Origin of the sequence: Pseudoalteromonas phenolica (genome assembly GCF_044788725.1) — a bacterium.
In the GTDB taxonomy this organism is placed as follows: domain Bacteria; phylum Pseudomonadota; class Gammaproteobacteria; order Enterobacterales; family Alteromonadaceae; genus Pseudoalteromonas; species Pseudoalteromonas phenolica_C.
The window spans coordinates 584,707-603,456 of record NZ_CP173161.1; the positions used below are offsets into that span (position 1 = coordinate 584,707).

The 18,750-nt window shown below is 42.1% G+C and carries 15 protein-coding genes and 1 tRNA gene; 13 read left to right on the plus strand and 3 right to left on the minus strand.

The features are described from left to right. Window positions 1-16 precede the first annotated feature (16 nt). On the plus strand, window positions 17-1,969 hold the full coding sequence (locus ACH784_RS02665) for an ATP-binding protein (protein ID WP_404393320.1): 1,953 nt from the start codon (window positions 17-19) through the stop codon (window positions 1,967-1,969). A 68-nt stretch (window positions 1,970-2,037) separates the two neighbouring features. Beyond that, window positions 2,038-3,165 (plus strand): two-component system response regulator, encoded by a 1,128-nt coding sequence (locus tag ACH784_RS02670; RefSeq protein WP_404393322.1) that lies wholly within the window; start codon window positions 2,038-2,040, stop codon window positions 3,163-3,165. A gap of 47 nt (window positions 3,166-3,212) precedes the next feature. Here ACH784_RS02670 and queG read toward each other — a convergent pair whose 3' ends face one another. Then, the gene (queG, locus tag ACH784_RS02675) at window positions 3,213-4,346 is read right to left on the minus strand and encodes a tRNA epoxyqueuosine(34) reductase QueG (protein WP_404393324.1); all 1,134 of its coding nucleotides are present in this window, start codon (window positions 4,344-4,346) and stop codon (window positions 3,213-3,215) included. Window positions 4,347-4,358: 12 nt separating this feature from the next. On the opposite strand from queG, the gene ACH784_RS02680 reads away from it, so the two are divergent. The 11 genes from ACH784_RS02680 to ACH784_RS02730 all read left to right on the plus strand — a co-directional run bounded on the left by ACH784_RS02680 (window position 4,359) and on the right by ACH784_RS02730 (window position 16,467). Beyond that, window positions 4,359-5,837 carry an NAD(P)H-hydrate dehydratase gene (locus tag ACH784_RS02680; RefSeq protein ID WP_404393326.1) on the plus strand — a complete coding sequence of 493 codons (1,479 nt, stop codon included), beginning with the start codon at window positions 4,359-4,361 and terminating at the stop codon, window positions 5,835-5,837. A 2-nt stretch (window positions 5,838-5,839) separates the two neighbouring features. After that, the gene (gene tsaE, locus ACH784_RS02685; protein WP_404393328.1) at window positions 5,840-6,325 is read left to right on the plus strand and encodes a tRNA (adenosine(37)-N6)-threonylcarbamoyltransferase complex ATPase subunit type 1 TsaE; all 486 of its coding nucleotides are present in this window, start codon (window positions 5,840-5,842) and stop codon (window positions 6,323-6,325) included. Then, window positions 6,300-7,643 carry an N-acetylmuramoyl-L-alanine amidase gene (locus ACH784_RS02690; RefSeq protein WP_404393330.1) on the plus strand — a complete coding sequence of 448 codons (1,344 nt, stop codon included), beginning with the start codon at window positions 6,300-6,302 and terminating at the stop codon, window positions 7,641-7,643. The genes tsaE and ACH784_RS02690 overlap by 26 nt, the downstream gene beginning before the upstream one ends. 6 nt (window positions 7,644-7,649) lie before the next feature. Then, window positions 7,650-9,512 carry a DNA mismatch repair endonuclease MutL gene (gene mutL, locus ACH784_RS02695; RefSeq protein ID WP_404393332.1) on the plus strand — a complete coding sequence of 621 codons (1,863 nt, stop codon included), beginning with the start codon at window positions 7,650-7,652 and terminating at the stop codon, window positions 9,510-9,512. 23 nt (window positions 9,513-9,535) lie between these two features. After that, window positions 9,536-10,429: a tRNA (adenosine(37)-N6)-dimethylallyltransferase MiaA gene (miaA, locus tag ACH784_RS02700; RefSeq protein WP_404395169.1), complete on the plus strand. Its 894-nt coding sequence runs from the start codon at window positions 9,536-9,538 to the stop codon at window positions 10,427-10,429. A 74-nt stretch (window positions 10,430-10,503) separates the two neighbouring features. Next, window positions 10,504-10,773, plus strand: a complete 270-nt coding sequence (hfq, locus tag ACH784_RS02705) for an RNA chaperone Hfq (RefSeq protein WP_404393334.1) — start codon at window positions 10,504-10,506, stop codon at window positions 10,771-10,773. 19 nt (window positions 10,774-10,792) lie between these two features. Further along, window positions 10,793-12,082 (plus strand): ribosome rescue GTPase HflX, encoded by a 1,290-nt coding sequence (hflX, locus tag ACH784_RS02710; RefSeq protein ID WP_404393336.1) that lies wholly within the window; start codon window positions 10,793-10,795, stop codon window positions 12,080-12,082. A 99-nt stretch (window positions 12,083-12,181) separates the two neighbouring features. Beyond that, on the plus strand, window positions 12,182-13,348 hold the full coding sequence (gene hflK / locus ACH784_RS02715) for an FtsH protease activity modulator HflK (RefSeq protein WP_404393338.1): 1,167 nt from the start codon (window positions 12,182-12,184) through the stop codon (window positions 13,346-13,348). Between the two features lie 5 nt (window positions 13,349-13,353). Continuing rightward, entirely contained in the window at window positions 13,354-14,235 is an 882-nt protein-coding gene (gene hflC / locus ACH784_RS02720; RefSeq protein WP_404393340.1) for a protease modulator HflC, read from the plus strand. 171 nt (window positions 14,236-14,406) lie between these two features. Continuing rightward, window positions 14,407-15,723, plus strand: a complete 1,317-nt coding sequence (locus ACH784_RS02725; protein WP_058030976.1) for an adenylosuccinate synthase — start codon at window positions 14,407-14,409, stop codon at window positions 15,721-15,723. A 120-nt stretch (window positions 15,724-15,843) separates the two neighbouring features. Further along, window positions 15,844-16,467, plus strand: coding sequence for a tetratricopeptide repeat protein (locus ACH784_RS02730; protein ID WP_404393342.1), 624 nt, complete (start codon window positions 15,844-15,846; stop codon window positions 16,465-16,467). 37 nt (window positions 16,468-16,504) lie between these two features. On the opposite strand, the gene ACH784_RS02735 is transcribed toward ACH784_RS02730, so the two are convergent. After that, window positions 16,505-18,352 (minus strand): cation:proton antiporter, encoded by a 1,848-nt coding sequence (locus tag ACH784_RS02735; protein ID WP_404393344.1) that lies wholly within the window; start codon window positions 18,350-18,352, stop codon window positions 16,505-16,507. Between the two features lie 243 nt (window positions 18,353-18,595). Further along, a tRNA-Ala gene (locus ACH784_RS02740) sits at window positions 18,596-18,671 on the minus strand. Between the last annotated feature and the right edge of the window lie 79 nt (window positions 18,672-18,750).

Sequence of the window (18,750 nt, forward strand, 5' to 3'; positions counted from 1 at the left end):
AAATTAAGAAAAATATATGTCGAATAAAATTCTGATTATTGACAGTAATAGCGTGTTAGCAATGCGCCTAAAGGTGTTGTTTGAACTTTTGGGTGGTGAGGTTGAGCATATTCATTATCGCATGTTAAATGACGATTTTGACTTTAACCAATACGCTGTAGTGGCAATTGCTCATGGGATCCCAAGTGAGTATTTAGATTCACTCTCTGTATTGAGAGCCCACCCCAAGTTAATTTTACTCGCGCCTAAGCCTGATAACACCGGACACCTTCAAGTTTTCAGCCAGTTTAATAGAGCGTTACCGAATGGGATTGTCATTTATCCGTTTTTTGCCAACAAAGAAATTACCAACTTACTTGAACGTGTTCTTGAAGTGGGCATTGACTCTCGTTTAGTACTGCCAAAAGTGCTACTGGTTGATCATTATCATGAGCGTTTGGAAATGCTGGCGACGAGCCTGCGCGGTGCGCAGCTATCGGTAATTACAGCCCATGATAAGCAAGAAGCATTGACCTTAGCGCAATCTAATGAAGTGGATTTGTTGATCAGTGACTTTAACTTAGAGCAGGGGACAGGCCTTGAAGTGTTTAATGCGCTTAAAGTGAATCATCCTAATTGTCGTTGCTTGTTGTTTACCTCAAGAGCCAATCAAGTGGATATGATGGAAGCCATTCGTCAAGGCGTGGAAGATGTACTTATCAAGCCGTTTGATGAAAGTGAGTTGTTACAATCACTTCATAAGCTTTGGCAGACAGAGTTACTCAAGCGACATAATCAAGAGTTAGTAGAGCGATTACAAGATACGGTCGACGCGTTAATTGAACGTGATAGCTTACTCAGAGTGATTTATAAACATACGCCAGACCCAATCATGCTTTTTTCACGTTCTGGCAAAATAATCGAAGCCAATGACGCTTGTGGCGAGCTATTGCAGTTATCGCCTGAGAACTTGCCAGAGCATTCTATTTTTGAGTTGTTTGACGCTGAAACAGCTTCTGGGTTAAAAGAGGCCATTAAAGATGTTGGGGCGCATCGTCATTTTAATTTTGAGTTACTCCTTCCAAGAGAAAATGGCGCCATTCCTCTAATGGGGACTTTCACTGAGATAGACCATCATGGTGAGATGGCATTTGCTGTTATCTTAAAAAATGTTACCCAGTTAAAGAAAAAACAACAGTTATTAGAAGAAGCGAAAGAAGTACTAGAGGCAGAGGTTCAAGCTCGTACTGCACAATTACAAAAAGCGAAAGATGACGCTGAGGCTGCGAACCAAAGTAAGTCTGAGTTTTTAGCTAATATGTCTCATGAATTACGTACACCTATGCATTCTATCTTAAGTTTTGCTCGCTTTGGGTTAGATAAATTAAGCGCAGGTGAAACCCCTGTTGATAAGCTCACTAAATACTTATCTAGGATAGAAACCAGTGGTGAGCGGCTACTGCTTTTACTCAATAACTTATTAGACTTGTCTAAACTCGATGCTGGCCACTTTCCATTCAACCCGGGTAATCATGATTTGATGACCATTATTAAAACGGGGATTGAGGATGTTGCTGGCTCGGCAATGGAAAAAGGCATACAAATACGCGTGAATTCTCCTGTTGATCGGTTACCGCTTTTCTGTGATCAAGAACAGTTGAATCAAGTTATGAGGAACTTATTAGGCAATGCGCTTAAATTTAGCCCACATGATAGTGAAGTCGGTGTATCTATTAATTTAGATGAAGACAAAGTCAGTATTGCCATCAGTGATCACGGTGTTGGCATTCCTGAAGAAGAGCTAGAGCAAGTATTCTCTAAATTTGTGCAGAGTAGTAAAACAAATAGTGGTGCAGGCGGGACGGGCCTTGGTTTGGCTATTTGTAAAGAATTTATACTACTACATAAGGGTTATATTTGCGCGCAGAACAATAAAAATGGCGGTGCGACGGTATTGATTGAGTTACCATTAGAGAAACAAAACTCATGATTGGTTTAGCAAACTTTTAAAACCAAGACTATAACTATTCTAACGGTATTCAGAAAAGGGAATAGACAATGGCATTACAGCGAATTTTGGCCGTAGATGACGAACCATTTAACTTAGAGATCATTGAAGAAATATTAGAAGACCTAGATTTACAATTAGTGACTGCTGAGAGTGGTCCTGAATGTTTGGAAGTCTTAGAGTCATTTTCTCCTCAAGTGGTCTTGCTAGATGTGAGTATGCCGGGCATGGATGGCTATGAAGTCTGTCGTAAAATTAAAGCCAACCCAGCAACCAAAGACATTGTCGTCATGTTTGTGTCTGCACGTGGTTCTGTGGAAGAGCGTATGGAAGGGTATTCGGTTGGCGCAGAAGATTATATTGTTAAACCATTTGCTCATGGCGAGCTCAAGAGTAAATTAAGTAATTTAGGCCAGATATTACTTGAAAAAGAAAGTCTTGAGCAGCAAGTAGAAGATGCGACCAGTACTGCTTTTAGCGCTATGGCGACCAGCAGCGAAATGGGCCAAATCGTTAATTATATTGAGCAAATTGGCCAAATTGATGACGTAACAGAGCTTGCCCAAGCACTGATCAGTTGCCTGTCTAGTTTCGGCTTGAACTGTAATATGGAGCTTAGAATTGGCGGTGAAAGAAATCACTTTGCGTCTTCTGGGTTATGCTCTCCAATTGTTTTAGAGTTATTCGAAATTCTAAAATCCAAAGGCCGCTTACACGAATTCCAAAACCGAATTTTAGTTAACTACGAAAATTTGAGTTTATTGATCCTCAACATGCCTGAAGACGATGAGGCTAAGCATGGTCGTATTCGTGATCATATTTGCTTTATTGTGAGTGTCACCGAACAGCAATTGCTGTCTATCTTAACTAGAAAAGAGTTAGAAGATCAGCAGCGTAATTTGTCTGAAGTCATTTCAATGGTGCACAGTAAATTTACGGGCTTGATGACTTTGCTGGACGATAATCGTAAGCACAATGAAGAGGTGTTTCGTTCTTTACAAGAGCAGTTTGAAAACCGCATTCCAACCATGGGCTTAGATGAAGACCAAGAAGTGTTTATTTTTAGCAACGTTGATGAGGCTATTCAAAATTCAGTGGCGCGCGAAGAGTCAATTACGAAAGTACGCGCGGCTTTTTCTGAGATCGAAGCAGACTTATCTTTAATTAATAAGAAGTAGTGAGTCTGCACTCTCAAGTGACTAGTGACTACTCACTACTTATTTCTCTAAGCATCGCGCGGTAGGCCTTTTTCAATAATACGGATCAGCCGCGCTTGCTTTCTATCTATTTCATTCTGTTTTTGTCTTTGTTGCTTTAATGCCCACTCAATATGTTCTTTGACTAACTCAGAACTGTCGCTCTTTGCTTTTTCAAGGGTCTCGATAATGACTGCACTGAATGGCGCGTTCCCTAGGCCAACCGCTAAATTTCTTTGCCAGCGCTCAAATCCAATACGACGGATCGGGCTGCCTTCGGTATTTTTGAGAAACGTTTCTTCGTTCCAATTAAACAATGTTATGAGCTCTTGATCTTTAAGATTTTTACGTGGCGCAAAATCATCTTCTGAAGTGAGTTGGCCAAAGCGATTCCAAGGACAAACCAATTGGCAATCATCGCAGCCATAGACGCGATTCCCTAACAATGGGCGATATTGCTCTGGTATTGGGCCTTGCAGTTCAATGGTTAAATATGAAATACACTTTCGCGCATCGACGACGTAAGGCTCAACAATGGCACCCGTTGGGCACAGTGTTAAACAGGCTGTGCATTTTCCACAGCCTTCTTCGTTATTTGGCTCATCAACAGGCAGCGGGAGATCAACAAATAGCTCACCTAAGAAAAACCAAGAACCAGCTTGCTTATTGATTAATAAACTGTTTTTACCTCGCCAACCGAGTCCTGCTTTTTCGGCGAGTTGGCGTTCTAAGACAGGCGCAGAATCAACAAAAGGGCGAAAGCCAAGCTGTCCAACTTCTTGCTCAATTTTTTGTCCTAGCTTCTTTAATTTATTGCGGATCACTTTATGATAATCGCGGCCTAGTGCATAACGACTAATGTATGCGGTGTCTTTATTTGCGAGTGCCTTAGCAAAGCTTGCTTCGGGTGGTAAATAGTTCATTTTTACACTGATGATGCGCTGCGTTCCAGGTACCAATTCGGCTGGTCTAGCTCGCTTCATGCCGTGCGCAGCCATGTAGCTCATTTCACCATGGTAACCTTTATCCAGCCAACGCTGTAATTGGGCTTCATGCTCACTGAGGTCAATATCAGTGATCCCAACTTCGGCAAAGCCAAATTCTTTTCCCCATTGCTTAATTTTTGCAGCAAGTTCAATATAATCAATCTTAGTGGCAGTCACGGAATCATAATCTTGGAAGCTAAATACACCGCTAATTTACCACAATACGCGTATCTCGCCCAACAAGTGCAGGCACACGAAGCACAGGCCGCGGAGAAAGTAGGCTTATCGTTATGGCAATTAATGCAACGAGCCGGAGAGGCGTTATTCAACTTATTTGATTTAGAATTTGTTGAAGCTAACCGCATTTTGATTTTGGCCGGCAAAGGCAATAATGCGGGAGATGCATATTTGCTGGCGACGCATTTGCACCAAACTGGTCGAGAAGTTGTGGTTTACAGTGTGTTTCCTACCAACTTGCTACAAGGCGATGCGTTAAAAGCTTACCAGCATGCTAAATCATGTGAAGTTGAATTCAGTGCAGGTTGGCCTCAGCAAGATGAGTTTGACGTGATTGTTGACGGTGTTTTTGGCACCGGATTTAAAGGGGAGTTAAGTTCGCCACTTTTAGCTATTTTCAAACAATGCGAGAGAAGCTTAGCCCATAAAGTCAGTATTGATGTACCGAGTGGTGTGAATGCTAACACCTCTGTAGTAGCAGAAGGGGCTTTTAAAGCTGATACAACATTAACTTTTATCGCTTTAAAACAAGGGCTTTTAACAGGTAAAGCGGTCGCGCACTGCGGGCGACTTTACTTAGCTGAGCTGGGGATTGCAGAGGCATTTTCTGAACTTGTAAAGCCAACCGCAAATTATCCTAGTCAACAAAATCAACTTGCTTTGCGGCCTATTCGCGCCATTGATAGCTATAAAAATCAATGTGGTCATGTGCTTTTGATCGGTGGCGGTCAAGGGATGGCAGGTGCGATTAGGCTTGCTGCAGAAGCATGCTTAAGAGCGGGTGCAGGATTAGTGAGTGTTGCAACTCATCCTGATAACGTTGCCATAGTATTGCAAGGCCGATACGAATTAATGGTTCACGGTATTGAAAGTGAACAAGATTTAAAGGCACTAATTGCAAAAGTTGATGTCTTAGTGATTGGACCGGGGTTAGGTCAGTCTACTTGGGCAAAAATGTTGTTTGCTACTGCAAGCATGTTTACTGGACCTAAGGTGATTGATGCTGATGGTTTAAATCTTTTGTCTGAGCGACCAATGCAATTATCAAACAGTGTGCTAACACCGCATATTGGCGAAGCTCGGCGCTTGCTTGGCGGCTCGAGTAATCTAGCTGCCCGCTTTGATGTTGTTAAATCTCTCCATGAGAAATATACGGCGTCTATCGTATTAAAAGGGCCGGGAAGTCTGATATTCAATGACGATTGTCTAACAATTAATCGCTCAGGAACACCCGCAATGGCCAGTGCTGGGATGGGAGATGTATTATCTGGTATGATTGCTGCTTTGATTGCTCAAGGTATGACTCCTTTCAAAGCTGCACAGCTTGGTGTGTATTTGCACGGTTTGGCAGCTCAAATGGCAGCCAAAGATGGTGAGAAAGGGTTATTGGCCAGTGATTTATTCGTTTATATTCGACGTTTATTAGGATAAACATGCGTAATACGTTTACTTTATTGTTAGAAGATGAAGCGGCAACGGTTGCTATGGGTGGCACGCTTGCTAAGGTGGTAAAAAAAGGCGCTGTGATTTTTTTGCATGGCGATTTAGGGGCAGGAAAAACCACCCTAACCCGCGGTATTGTGCAGGGCCTAGGTCATCAAGGTAAGGTTAAGAGTCCAACATATACGCTAGTCGAACCTTATGAGCTTGAACTGTGTTCGGTTTATCACTTCGATTTATATCGCCTGGGTGACCCTGAAGAATTAGAATACATGGGGATACGAGATTACTTCGACCCTGCGGCTATTTGCGTGATTGAATGGCCAGAAAAGGGGGAAGGTTTTATTCCGAAGCCAGATTTTAATATTACGATGCAGTACCAAGGGGAACAAAGACAGATCAGTATAGAGGCTGGATCTGAACGTGGTATTGAGCTGTTAAATACACTACAAAATGATGAACAACTTAAGAATAATTAAAACAATACAGTTAAGTCTTATTTTTAGCCTGTTGCTGAGTGTTTCGGCGTGGGCAAAAAACAGCATAGATGGGATCCGAGTCTGGCCTTCTCCAGAGAGTACTCGAGTGGTACTTGATATGTCGGCTAAACCTGAATTCAGCTATTTTATGCTGCAAAACCCTTTGCGCTTAGTGGTTGATTTAGAGGATACGAAAAAACACAACAAGCTACCTAGTATTCCAAAAGAACACCGTGTGCTCTCGAAGCTTCGTTACAGCAAACCTAAAAGTTCGAAAAGCACACGATTAGTTTTTGACCTTACTCGCTCAGCTAAACCCGTTATTTTTGCGCTCGCTCCCACGGGGCCTTATAAAAACCGTCTGGTTATTGACCTATACGGTAAACAAAAAAGCATAGAAGCGACAGACAATCGCAAGAAAAAAGAACGAGTGAGTGATAGAGATATCATTATTGCTATTGATGCAGGCCATGGTGGCGAAGATCCGGGCTCAATCGGCCCGTCAGGCACCTATGAAAAAAATGTGACCCTGCCAATTGCAAAGAGGCTAGCACGTATGGTCGATGCTGAGCCAGGCATGCAAGCAAGGTTAACCCGTACAGGTGATTACTTCTTAAAACTAAATACGCGAACATCTAAGGCAAGACAAAAACGTGCAGATTTCTTCGTGTCTATTCACGCGGACGCATTCACTCGTCCAGAGCCGAACGGTACATCAGTTTGGGTGCTATCATTGCGTCGTGCGAATTCTGAGATTGGTAAATGGTTAGAAGATAGAGAAAAGCATTCTCAGCTTTTGGGTGGTGCCGCTGATTTGATAAAAGATACAGCGAATGAGCGTTATCTAGCAAAAGCACTGTTAGATATGTCGATGGATCACTCGATGAAAACCGGTTTTACTGTTGCGGAAGAGGTGGTCAGAGAGCTGAAAAAAGTATCAAAACTACACAAAAAGACACCGCAAGCAGCGAACTTTGGGGTATTAAAGTCACCTGATATACCCTCTATTTTGGTTGAAACGGGTTTTATTTCAAATCCCAAAGAAGAAAAGCTATTAAAATCAGCAAGACACCAAGAGAGATTGGCTCGGGCAATTTTTAAATCAATTCGCGGTTACTACCAAAAGAATCCCCCAGATGACTCTTTATTTGCTCGACTAAAAGAAAATAAGCCGCTGCAACATAAAGTTAAAAGTGGTGAGTCTTTAAGTTTATTAGCCAAGCGTTATGGCACCACTGTCTCGGCGCTGAAAAAGGCCAATAAGCTAAATAAAAATACCTTATATATCGGTCAAGTTTTGATGATCCCAAAAGTGTAGCTGTTGATGAATATTGAAATTTTACCCGCTCGTTTAGCTAACCAAATTGCTGCTGGTGAAGTAGTTGAAAGACCTGCATCTGTCGTAAAAGAGTTAGTAGAAAATAGTATTGATGCGGGAGCTACTCGGATCACCATTGATATTGAGCGCGGGGGTCATAAGCTGATCCGTATTCGCGACAATGGGCGTGGTATTGTTAAAGATGAGCTGACCTTGGCGCTTTCACGCCATGCAACCAGTAAATTAAAAAGCTTGGACGATTTAGAGTGTATATCTTCGTTAGGGTTTCGTGGTGAAGCATTGGCTTCTATCAGTTCGGTGTCGCGACTGACTTTGAGCTCAAAACCCGCGGAGCAAGAAACTGCGTGGCAAGCCTTTGCTGAAGGTCGAGATATGTCAGTGCAAGTTCAACCTACAGCACACCCGAACGGCACCACAATTGAAGTTAAAGATTTATTTTTTAACACCCCAGCTCGCCGTAAATTTTTGCGCACTGAAAAAACGGAGTTCAGTCATATTGATGAGCTTGTGAAGCGCATTGCTTTAAGTCGTTTTGATATAGCGATTACTTTAACGCATAACAAAAAAGTAGTGAGACAATACCGAGCTAGAACGCCTGAGCAAGGTACAGATCGGGTTGCACAAGTGGCAGGAAAAGCATTTGCAACTGATGCGGCTTATATTGAATCTGGTGCAGAAGGGTTAAAGCTATACGGTTGGGTATTACCCTGTGGTGATAATGGTAGTTCGCAATACACTTATGTGAATGGTCGTATGATGCGAGATAAGCTTATCTTGCATGCCATTCGTCAAGCGTTTGAAGAGCAGGTTGGGCAAATTGAGTTACCAAGCTTTGTGATTTATTTAGAATTAGACCCAAGGCAAGTCGATGTAAACGTTCATCCTGCAAAACATGAAGTACGTTTTCATCAAGCCCGTCTGGTTCATGACTTTATTGTCCAGGCGGTTAAGCAGGCTGTATTTATGCCTGAGCAGAGCGCTTTTTCTTCTGAGCCTGAAGTAAATAAAGTCACTGATATTCACAATGATAATTACCGCTCAGAATTGACGCCAGTGTACGACCCGCTCGTTTCTGCGCCTGCTGGGTTTGATTTTACGCCAAGCTCTGAAGGCAGGAGAAGTGCAAGTTCCAGCTATGATTCGGGTGCAAGGGGCGGTTCAGCGAGTGGAGGCAATTCTGGCTCATCATCACGCTCATCTGAACAGGTTCAACATCAGTATGATGCGAATGAGTTTTATCAAGCTCTTGCGCCGCAAAGTCAGGTCACCTCGCAAGGTAATGAGCTTACACAACCAGAAAGTGGGGTCGCGCTTGCGGTGGTTGATTTGATGCCTTTAGCTGAAGGTATGGTTATCTTGAGAAAGCAAAGTCAGGTTCTGTTAAGCCATTACAAGTATGCTTTGTTAGCTTACTGGCAAGCAGAAATAGAACAAGACGCGGCATTAGCAGGGAAAGCTCTGCTATTACCTGTGCGAGTGAATCTAGGCATTGAGCCAAAGCAACAGCTCGAACAACATCAATCTTGGTTAACTCTGTTAGGTTTTGATATTCAGTTTTTTGAAAAATATGCGATGGTAAAAAAGTTACCACTAAACCTCTATAGCATTGATGTGGCTGAGCTGATAAACAGAGTGATTGATTGTTGTGAAAAATCACCCAATAGTCTTGATATGTGGTTAGAATGGTTGTGTGAACAAACACCAAACGGCTATTTTGCCACTGATAGCTTTGCGAAAGTACAAATAAAATTACAACAGAATTCAGAATGTCTATCAGCAATGCAGGCAAAAGCGGTTAAACTAGATAGCAGTATGTTTAAAACAATTTTAGAACAAGGCTCAAAGTGAGTAAGTTACCGGTTATTACCCTTATGGGGCCAACAGCTGCTGGTAAAACAGCACTGGCCATTGAGTTGTGCCAGCATTTAGATACAGAAATTATTAGTGTTGATTCTGCGCTTGTGTATAAAGGCATGGATATTGGTACGGCAAAACCCAATGCCGATGAATTAGCACAAGCACCGCATAAGTTAATAGATTTAATCGATCCAAAAGAAAGTTATTCGGTGGCTGAATTTAGACGCGATGCCATTGCATGTATCGATGCATTGCACGCAAAAGGCAAGGTGCCTATATTGGTTGGTGGCACCATGATGTACTTCAAAGGCTTAATTGAAGGCTTATCACCTTTGCCAGAAGCCGATGAAAAGGTGCGTGCGCAGCTTGAAAAAGAGGCCAATGAACTTGGTTGGCCTGCACTTCATGCACTTTTGACTGAAGTTGACCCAGAAGCTGCAGCAAAGATCAGTGAAAATGATTCTCAGCGTATTAATAGAGCGTTAGAGGTTTACCGCTTAACAGGTAAAACTATGACGGAGTTACAACAACAAAAGCAACCAGAGCTACCTTATACTTTTCATCAGTTTGCTATCGCGCCGAGTGACCGTAAAGTATTACATGAAAGAATCGAAAAAAGATTTAAAATAATGCTAGATCAGGGGTTTAAAAATGAAGTTTTGGCCCTATATCAGCGAGAAGACCTGCATTTAGATCTACCGTCGATACGTTGTGTTGGGTATCGACAGATGTGGGAACACTTAGCCGGCGAATACGATCACGATGAAATGTTATTTAAAGGAGTCGCTGCAACTAGACAATTAGCAAAGCGACAATTAACTTGGTTGAGGGGATGGCCAAACGTGACTTGGTTAGAGACAGATTCGCAAGAAAACTTGCAACGTGTTCTAACTTCGCTAAGCTATTAGTAGTTGATAAATCAAGCTGTTCGAGTTTTCTCAACAAAGAAAATATAATAACACCTAAAACGAAGGATAAGACAATGGCAAAAGGCCAATCTTTACAAGACCCATTTTTGAATGTATTACGTCGTGAACGCATTCCTGTTTCAATTTTTTTAGTTAACGGCATCAAATTACAAGGTAAGATCCAATCTTTCGATCAATTCGTAATCTTACTTGAAAATACAGTGAACCAAATGGTTTACAAACACGCTATCTCAACAGTTGTACCTGCTAGAGCAGTAAACTTTCAATCTGCTCAAGGCGGTGAAAGCTCAGATAACTCAGGTAGCGAAGAAGGTAATTATTAATTTATTAGGAGCGTAATGCTTGTTTGACCGTTATGAAGCCGGCGAACAGGCAATCTTAGTTCATATCGACTTTCAAAATGAAGGAGATCGAGAAGATCTCAAAGAATTAGAAATGTTGGTATCTTCTGCTGGTGTTAGAAGTTTGGCGGTTGTGCAAGGCAGTCGCCAAGCACCGCATGCCAAGCTTTTTGTCGGAACAGGTAAAGCAGAAGAAATTGCTGAGATTGTCAAAATCCACAATGCAGATGTCATCATCTTTAACCACCAACTCAGCCCCTCTCAAGAAAGAAACCTAGAGAGCATCTGTAAGTGTCGTGTTTTAGACAGAACTACGCTGATCTTAGATATTTTTGCGCAGAGAGCACGTACGCATGAAGGTAAGCTGCAAGTTGAGCTTGCTCAACTCAGACATATTTCAACTCGACTGATCCGCGGCTGGACCCACCTTGAACGCCAAAAAGGCGGTATCGGTTTAAGGGGCCCGGGTGAAACCCAATTAGAAACAGACCGTCGATTGCTTAGAGAGCGTATTAAAAGTATCCGTAAGCGGCTAGAAAAAGTTGCCACGGTGCGTGAACAAGGGCGTCGAGCTCGCAGTAGAAATGAAGTACCTACAGTTTCGCTAGTTGGTTATACCAATGCAGGCAAATCAAGTTTGTTCAACTTTGTTACCAATGCTGAGGTTTACGCGGCTGATCAGCTCTTTGCGACGCTAGATCCGACTCTCAGAAAGTTAGAGATAGAAGATATTGGGCCGACTATTTTTGCCGATACAGTTGGATTTATTCGCCATCTTCCTCATGACTTAGTTGCAGCGTTTAAAGCAACATTAACTGAAACGCGTGAGGCCGATCTTCAATTACATGTTATTGATGTTGCAGACAGCAGAAGAAAAGAGAACATAGAAGAGGTACAATCGGTTCTCAAAGAGATTGAAGCAGATGAAATTCCACAACTTTTAGTCTATAACAAAATTGATTTACTCGAAGATGTGAAACCTCGGATCGATTTTAATGACGAAGGCGTACCAATCCGAGTTTGGTTGTCAGCGCAAACAGGTGAGGGCACTGAGCTACTATTAGAGGCTATCTCTAAGTTATTGGCAAAAAAAGTGTTTGCTCACACGCTTTGTTTGCCCCCGGCGTCTGGTAAGTTACGTGGTGCACTATTTAATTTAAATGGCGTAAAGCAAGAAAACTTTGATGAACAAGGTAATTGGTTGCTAGATGTGCGTATTCCTCAAGTCGATTGGGAAAAGCTGAAAAAAGAGCAAGGCGCAATCATCGAGCAGTTCATCGTTTCGGATTAAACAAAGACTGTTACGATTTTCTTCGCATAAATGTATGAGTAATGCGAGATATTTGTTAGATTTAACTTAATTCATTTTAGATAACAATGGAGTATAGCTATGGCCTGGAATGAGCCGGGTAAGAATGGCAATGATAACGATCCGTGGAAAAACCGCGGTGGTAAAGATCAAGGCCCACCCGATCTTGACGAAGTATTCCGTAAATTCGGCGATAAGTTTGGCGGTATTTTTGGCGGCAAACCTGGTGGTAGTAACGGCGGCTTAGGCGGTGCGGGTATTACTTTTGTTCTGCTAATTGCTATTGTCGTTTGGGCGCTTAGTGGTATTTATACCGTAAAAGAAGCTGAGCGAGGCATCGTTTTGCAATTTGGTAAATTCGATCGAATTGCTGAGCCGGGCCTTCGTTGGAAAGCAACATTTATCGAGCAAGTTATTCCAATTGATATTGAAGCGGTTCGTTCTTTATCTGCATCAGGTTTTATGCTGACAGAAGATGAAAACGTAGTGAGTGTTGAGTTTGAAGTTCAGTATCGTGTTATTGACCCAACGCTTTATCGCTTCAGTGTGACTGATGCTGATCATAGCTTACAGCAGGCTCTAGACAGCGCACTTCGCTATGTTGTTGGTCATTCTCGCATGGACCAAGTATTAACGACAGGTCGTGAAGTCGTTCGTCAGCGTACATGGGACGAGCTTAACAAGATTATTGAACCTTATAATCTTGGTTTAATCGTTACTGATGTGAACTTTAAGGACTCTCGTCCACCGGCTGAAGTAAAAGATGCATTTGATGATGCGATTGCGGCACAAGAAGATGAAGAACGTTTCATTCGTGAAGCTGAAGCATACGAAAGAGAAATCGAGCCGCGTGCACGTGGTCAAGTTACTCGTATGACGCAAGAAGCTGAAGGTTATAAAGAGCGTATTATTCTTGAAGCGCAGGGTGAAGTAGCTCGATTCGAACAGTTACTACCTGAGTATCAAGCTGCTAAAGAAGTCACGCGCCAGCGTCTATACATCGACATGATGGAAGAAGTACTTGGCAGTAGCAGCAAAGTACTTGTTGATGTAAAAGGTGGTAACAACATGATGTATCTACCACTGGATAAGATCATGCAAAATAGTGGTCGTCAAAATACGGTAACTTTACCGAGTGCAAACGATATTAACCAGCTTCGCCAGACGTTAGGCAATTCGCGTAACAATAGCTCGGTAAATAGCACTAACGATCGTTTCTCAAACGACAGATTCAATAACGGGAGATAATCATAATGAGAAATTTTAGTACTATCCTCTTGATTGTTGCCGTATTGATGTCGTTTTCATCAGTGTTTGTGGTGACAGAGGGTCAGCGCGCGATTGTATTACTTTTCAGTAAAGTACAAAAAGACAGTGATGACAATGCGGTTGTTTACGGTCCAGGTTTACACTTTAAAGTACCATTCTTTAGTCAAGTACGTCGTTTAGATGCGCGTATTCAGACTTTAGATGGTTCACCTGACCGTTTCGTAACAAGCGAGAAAAAAGACTTAATCGTTGATTCGTTTGTAAAATGGCGAGTGAATGATTTCAGCGCTTACTATCTGCGTGCCCGTGGTGATAAGCAATATGCTGAAACACTTCTTAAGCAAAAAGTGAACAACGGCCTAAGAACTAACTTCGGTAACCGTACAATTAAAGAAATTGTTTCTGGCGAGCGTAGTGAATTAATGGAAGAAGCGTTAGTTCAAGCATCTGAAAGTGCCAAAGAGTTAGGTATTGAAGTGTTAGACGTGCGTGTTAAGCAAATCAATTTACCTAACGAAGTCAGTGAATCTATCTTCCGTCGTATGCGTGCTGAGCGTACAGCAGTTGCTAAAGAGCACCGTTCGGAAGGTCAAGAGAAAGCTGAAACCATTCGTGCAGAAGTAGATCGTCGAGTGACGGTTATGTTGGCTGATGCTGAACGTAATGCGCGAAGCGTACGAGGTGAAGGCGATGCAACAGCAGCAAAAATCTATGCTGATGCATACAACAAAGATGCGGAATTCTTCGGTTTCGTTCGTTCACTAGAAGCGTATAAGAAAACCTTCAATAACAAAGGCGATGTTATGGTGTTGTCACCAGATAGTGAGTTCTTTGATTACATGAAGGATGCGAAAGGCGCGAAGTAATTTCCGTCACTTTCTAAATAAAAAGCCCTGAAATTTTCAGGGCTTTTTTGTTGCATTTCAAAACATTGTTTTTTTCGAGCTCACAGTACAGAAAAAATACCACTTTTACGGTTATCTTCGTTGTCATTTTCTGGTAAAATCCTCGCCTAATTTTTTCTAAGTGATATTGCAATGGGTAAAAACGTCGTTGTACTAGGCACCCAATGGGGTGACGAAGGTAAAGGTAAAGTAGTTGATCTACTAACAGATAAAGCTTCTCTTGTTGTGCGTTATCAAGGTGGCCACAACGCGGGTCATACTTTGGTGATCAATGGTGAGAAAACAGTTTTACACTTAATTCCATCAGGTATCTTACGTGATAACGTTAAGTGTGTAATTGGTAATGGTGTAGTACTAGCACCAGATGCATTAATGAAAGAAGTTGGTATGCTTGAAGAGCGTGGTGTACCAGTTCGTGAACGTCTTCTTATCAGTGAAGCATGTCCTCTGATCTTGCCTTACCATGTAGCTCTAGACCAAGCGCGTGAGTTAGCGCGTGGTGAAAAAGCGATTGGTACAACTGGCCGTGGTATTGGTCCAGCGTACGAAGATAAGGTTGCTCGTCGCGGTCTTCGCGTAGGTGATTTATTCAACCCAGAGCAGTTTGCTGCAAAACTTAAAGAAATTCTTGAGTACCACAACTTCACGTTAGTTAACTACTACAAAGTAGATCCTGTTGACTTCCAGAAGACTTATGATGATGCAATGGCTGTTGCTGATATCTTAAAAGCAATGGTTGTAGATGTAACTGAGCTACTTGATCAAACTCGTGAAGCTGGTGACAACATCTTATTTGAAGGTGCTCAAGGTACACTTCTTGATATCGACCACGGTACTTACCCGTATGTAACATCGTCAAACACGACTGCTGGTGGTGTTGCGACTGGTGCAGGTTTTGGTCCACTTAACCTAGACTACGTACTTGGTATTGTTAAAGCTTACACAACGCGTGTAGGTTCAGGTCCATTCCCTACAGAGCTTTACGATGGTCTTGATAAGCAAGATCCAGTAGGTAAGCACTTGGGTGATAAAGGTCACGAGTTCGGCGCGACTACAGGTCGTTTACGTCGTACTGGTTGGTTTGATGCGGTTGCAATGCGTCGCGCTGTACAGATCAACTCAATTTCAGGCTTCTGTTTAACTAAACTTGACGTACTTGATGGTGTTGAAACGATCAAGATCTGTACTGGTTACCAGTTAGAAGACGGCACAGTAACAAACGTTACACCTCTTGCGGCTGAAGGCTACGAGAAAGTAACACCTGTTTACGAAGAAATGCCAGGTTGGTCTGAAAATACATTCGGTGCAACGTCAGTAGAGCAGCTTCCTGAAGCGGCTATCAACTACATCAAGCGTATCGAAGAGATCACAGGCGTACCAGTAGATATTATCTCTACAGGTCCAGACCGTATCGAAACAATGATTGTTCGTAACCCATTTGGTGCGTAATTCAATCTTGTTTAAAAAAAGCTGCTTCGGCAGCTTTTTTTGTGCCTGCTCTTTCATGACCTCTGAACTTTGGTATATTTATTGAATGATTTGACTGTTATTTGTTTGGGTTGAGTGTTTATGTTTAAAAAGCGTCATTTAATCGGCTTGTTATTAGCCTCGGTCAGTCAGTTTTCTTTTGCTGTGCAAGAAGAGCTAAAAGCGGTGCCGCTTTACACTCAGGCTGAACTTATTGAACTAATCAAAAAGAATCAGCATTTAAAACGCGTTAAAGATGATGAGTGCCAATTGGTGCAAGATATCGAAGCGCGCGCTGAAACCATGGCTTTGCCCTCATATCAATTTTTATACGGTGATATGCTTGCCTATGCTGTGTGTGTAGACCGCAATGTAGAGCTTGGCTTACATTATATGAAACAAGCTGCTGAGCAAGGGCTTGCAAGCGCACTAGAGCAGCTAGGTCGATATTATGATATCGGGCAGTTGGTACAAGCCGATAAAGCACTGGCAATCACCTATCTAAGAGAAGCGGCTGCTCAAGGTAACTTAAAAGCACAAATGCGTTTAGTGCGCTTGTTTAATGAGGGTCATGGAAGTCCTCGAGATTATGAAGATGCCTATCGATGGTTATTTCATTCGGTAGTTGCAGATAAGAAAATGCACAAGCAAATAGAACTCGCTTTGGCGAATCTAGCTAAAAAGATGCCCGCGAGTGTTGTACGTCGAGCTAGGCTTCCAATGTAACTATGGAAGCCATTGCAACTCGATTAAGCGCAGTTAATTAGCTCACTGCTTCAGATTCATTTTGTAGGTAAGACTCTTTAAGCACACTCATTTTAGGTGGCTGAAGGGCCACGATTTTGTCACCTTCTTTAGGTACATACTTTTGTTCGCTAATAAAAGGCCTAATATCAATCTTATCTTCATCTTTGCCTTTTTCTTCAATGATGAATAAAGGCACGGCTTCTTTGTTCACTTCTTGATATTGCTGCCAGTTAAACTCTTCAGTGAGCTTAGTAGAGCTAATTTTGCCACCTTTTGAAATTAAGCTACTGAGCTTTGCAAAGCTACCTTGTTCACCGAACAGTATTTGTCGTGATAAAAAGGTTGCACTGTCTTTATTCGCTTTTGCATGGTTCGTTGACGAACGTAAAGAGAATACATTTTGCTCATTGAGTAAGTGAGAAAAGTATTGTACCCCTAACGCGTTATGATGTCGGTTTGGAGATAAAGCGAGGACTTTACAAAGCTGCGTCATAGGCAAGTAGCGTTCAGCATGTTCTGATTGCGGATTGCCATAGTAACATTGCAGGCCATCCATCCTAGCCATTTTGCAGTTCTCCCATGCAGGATCTGATAGATGCACACTGATATTTTGCTCTTGCAAACCTTTGGCTATTGCACGAGCAACATGATTAGCGCCGATAATAAGCAATGTATTTGGACTGGGCTGACGTACACCTAAAAATTTGGCAAATGGTGTCGCGGTTAGGCTTTGTAAAACCACTGTCACTATAATGACAGTAAAGATTAGGGGGACTATTTTCTCTGCATCAGGTATACCTTTTTCAATCATGCTTAAGGCAAAAACTGAGCCGACAGCTGCTGCGACTATACCTCTTGGTGCTATCCATGATAATAAAACTCTAGATTTGAAAGACAAATCAGAATTAAATGTCGAAACAGCAATGCAAATAGGGCGCGCGACAAAAAGTACAATAGCGATAAATACGACAGTGTTTAGCCCAAGTAACATTAAGTCGCTAATCTCCAACCTCGCAGCTAATAAAATGAACAGACTCGAGATTAAAATCATCGATAGATCTTCTTTAAACTCGAGCACTGAATCAATTTCCAGGTCGTCTTGATTAGCTAGCCAAATACCAAACACGGTGACAGCTAATAAGCCTGACTCGTGGCTTAAGTGGTTTGAGAGTGTAAAGCTGAATAATACGAGAGCTAAAATACCAAATTTATGTAACTCATAAGGCAGCCATTCTTTTCTTATTAATAGCGTTGTGAGCCAGCCACAGAAGATCCCTATACCTAGTCCCACACCTAACGTTGAAAACAATGCCCACATGGTATGGCTAAAGACTTCGCCGCTGCCAACTAAACTTACGGCTTCAAAGACTAATACTGCGAATAATGCGCCTATGGGGTCGATGACAATGCCTTCCCAACGTAATACTCGGTCAATATCTTGATTTGGCCGCATTGCGTTGAGCATGGGCGCGATTACGGTAGGACCTGTCACGACTAATACGGCACCCAAAATAGCAGCGACACGCCAATCTAGTTCTAATATGTAGTAGCCCGCTAAGGCAATTATTATAAAGGTAGCTAGCATACCTATAGAACATAGGTTTCTGACTATTTTCCCTATTCCTTTAAGCTCTTTAAAGTGAAGTGTAAGTGCACCTTCGAAGAGGATGATCGCAACAGACAGAGAGACGACAGGAAATAATAAATCACCGAGCAATAAATCGGGATCAAGCTGACCACTGATAGGGCCAAGCACCAAGCCAACTAGCAATAAAAACAAGATTGCAGGTACTTTAAATATCCAAGCTAACCACTGCGCAAACACTGAAAAAACGGCAATTCCAGCAATATAAATAGCCGACATGGACTCTCCTATTGATACAACGACCATCAAATTGGTCTTTCCTCAAAATAGAACACTTAATTAAGAGGATTGGTATAGTAAAAAACAAATTTATAGCGGTTTTATACGTATTAATTAGTTATTTGGTCAATGAATAAACAGTTAAAGCGCTCAACATAAGTGGTAAAAGCTAATAACTTAAACATAGACCTGAATAAAAGAATATGTGATAGAAATGAAAAAATAATGAAAGAGAAAGGAAAGTGGTGGAGCTAAGCAGGATCGAACTGCTGACCTCCTGCGTGCAAGGCAGGCGCTCTCCCAGCTGAGCTATAGCCCCACATTCCGTACTGGATACGAGCAGAAATTTATATTTTTTTTATTTCGTCGTCAATACTGTGTTTAAAAAAATCACAAAA

Coding starts and splice junctions, on each gene's coding strand:
- ACH784_RS02735 (WP_404393344.1), bottom strand. CDS start 18,352: ATGTCGGCTATTTATATTGCTGGAATTGCCGTTTTTTCAGTGTTTGCG.
- ACH784_RS02730 (WP_404393342.1), top strand. CDS start 15,844: ATGTTTAAAAAGCGTCATTTAATCGGCTTGTTATTAGCCTCGGTCAGT.
- miaA (WP_404395169.1), top strand. CDS start 9,536: ATGGGGCCAACAGCTGCTGGTAAAACAGCACTGGCCATTGAGTTGTGC.
- hflK (WP_404393338.1), top strand. CDS start 12,182: ATGGCCTGGAATGAGCCGGGTAAGAATGGCAATGATAACGATCCGTGG.
- ACH784_RS02665 (WP_404393320.1), top strand. CDS start 17: ATGTCGAATAAAATTCTGATTATTGACAGTAATAGCGTGTTAGCAATG.
- hfq (WP_404393334.1), top strand. CDS start 10,504: ATGGCAAAAGGCCAATCTTTACAAGACCCATTTTTGAATGTATTACGT.
- ACH784_RS02725 (WP_058030976.1), top strand. CDS start 14,407: ATGGGTAAAAACGTCGTTGTACTAGGCACCCAATGGGGTGACGAAGGT.
- hflC (WP_404393340.1), top strand. CDS start 13,354: ATGAGAAATTTTAGTACTATCCTCTTGATTGTTGCCGTATTGATGTCG.
- tsaE (WP_404393328.1), top strand. CDS start 5,840: ATGCGTAATACGTTTACTTTATTGTTAGAAGATGAAGCGGCAACGGTT.
- ACH784_RS02670 (WP_404393322.1), top strand. CDS start 2,038: ATGGCATTACAGCGAATTTTGGCCGTAGATGACGAACCATTTAACTTA.
- mutL (WP_404393332.1), top strand. CDS start 7,650: ATGAATATTGAAATTTTACCCGCTCGTTTAGCTAACCAAATTGCTGCT.
- ACH784_RS02690 (WP_404393330.1), top strand. CDS start 6,300: ATGATGAACAACTTAAGAATAATTAAAACAATACAGTTAAGTCTTATT.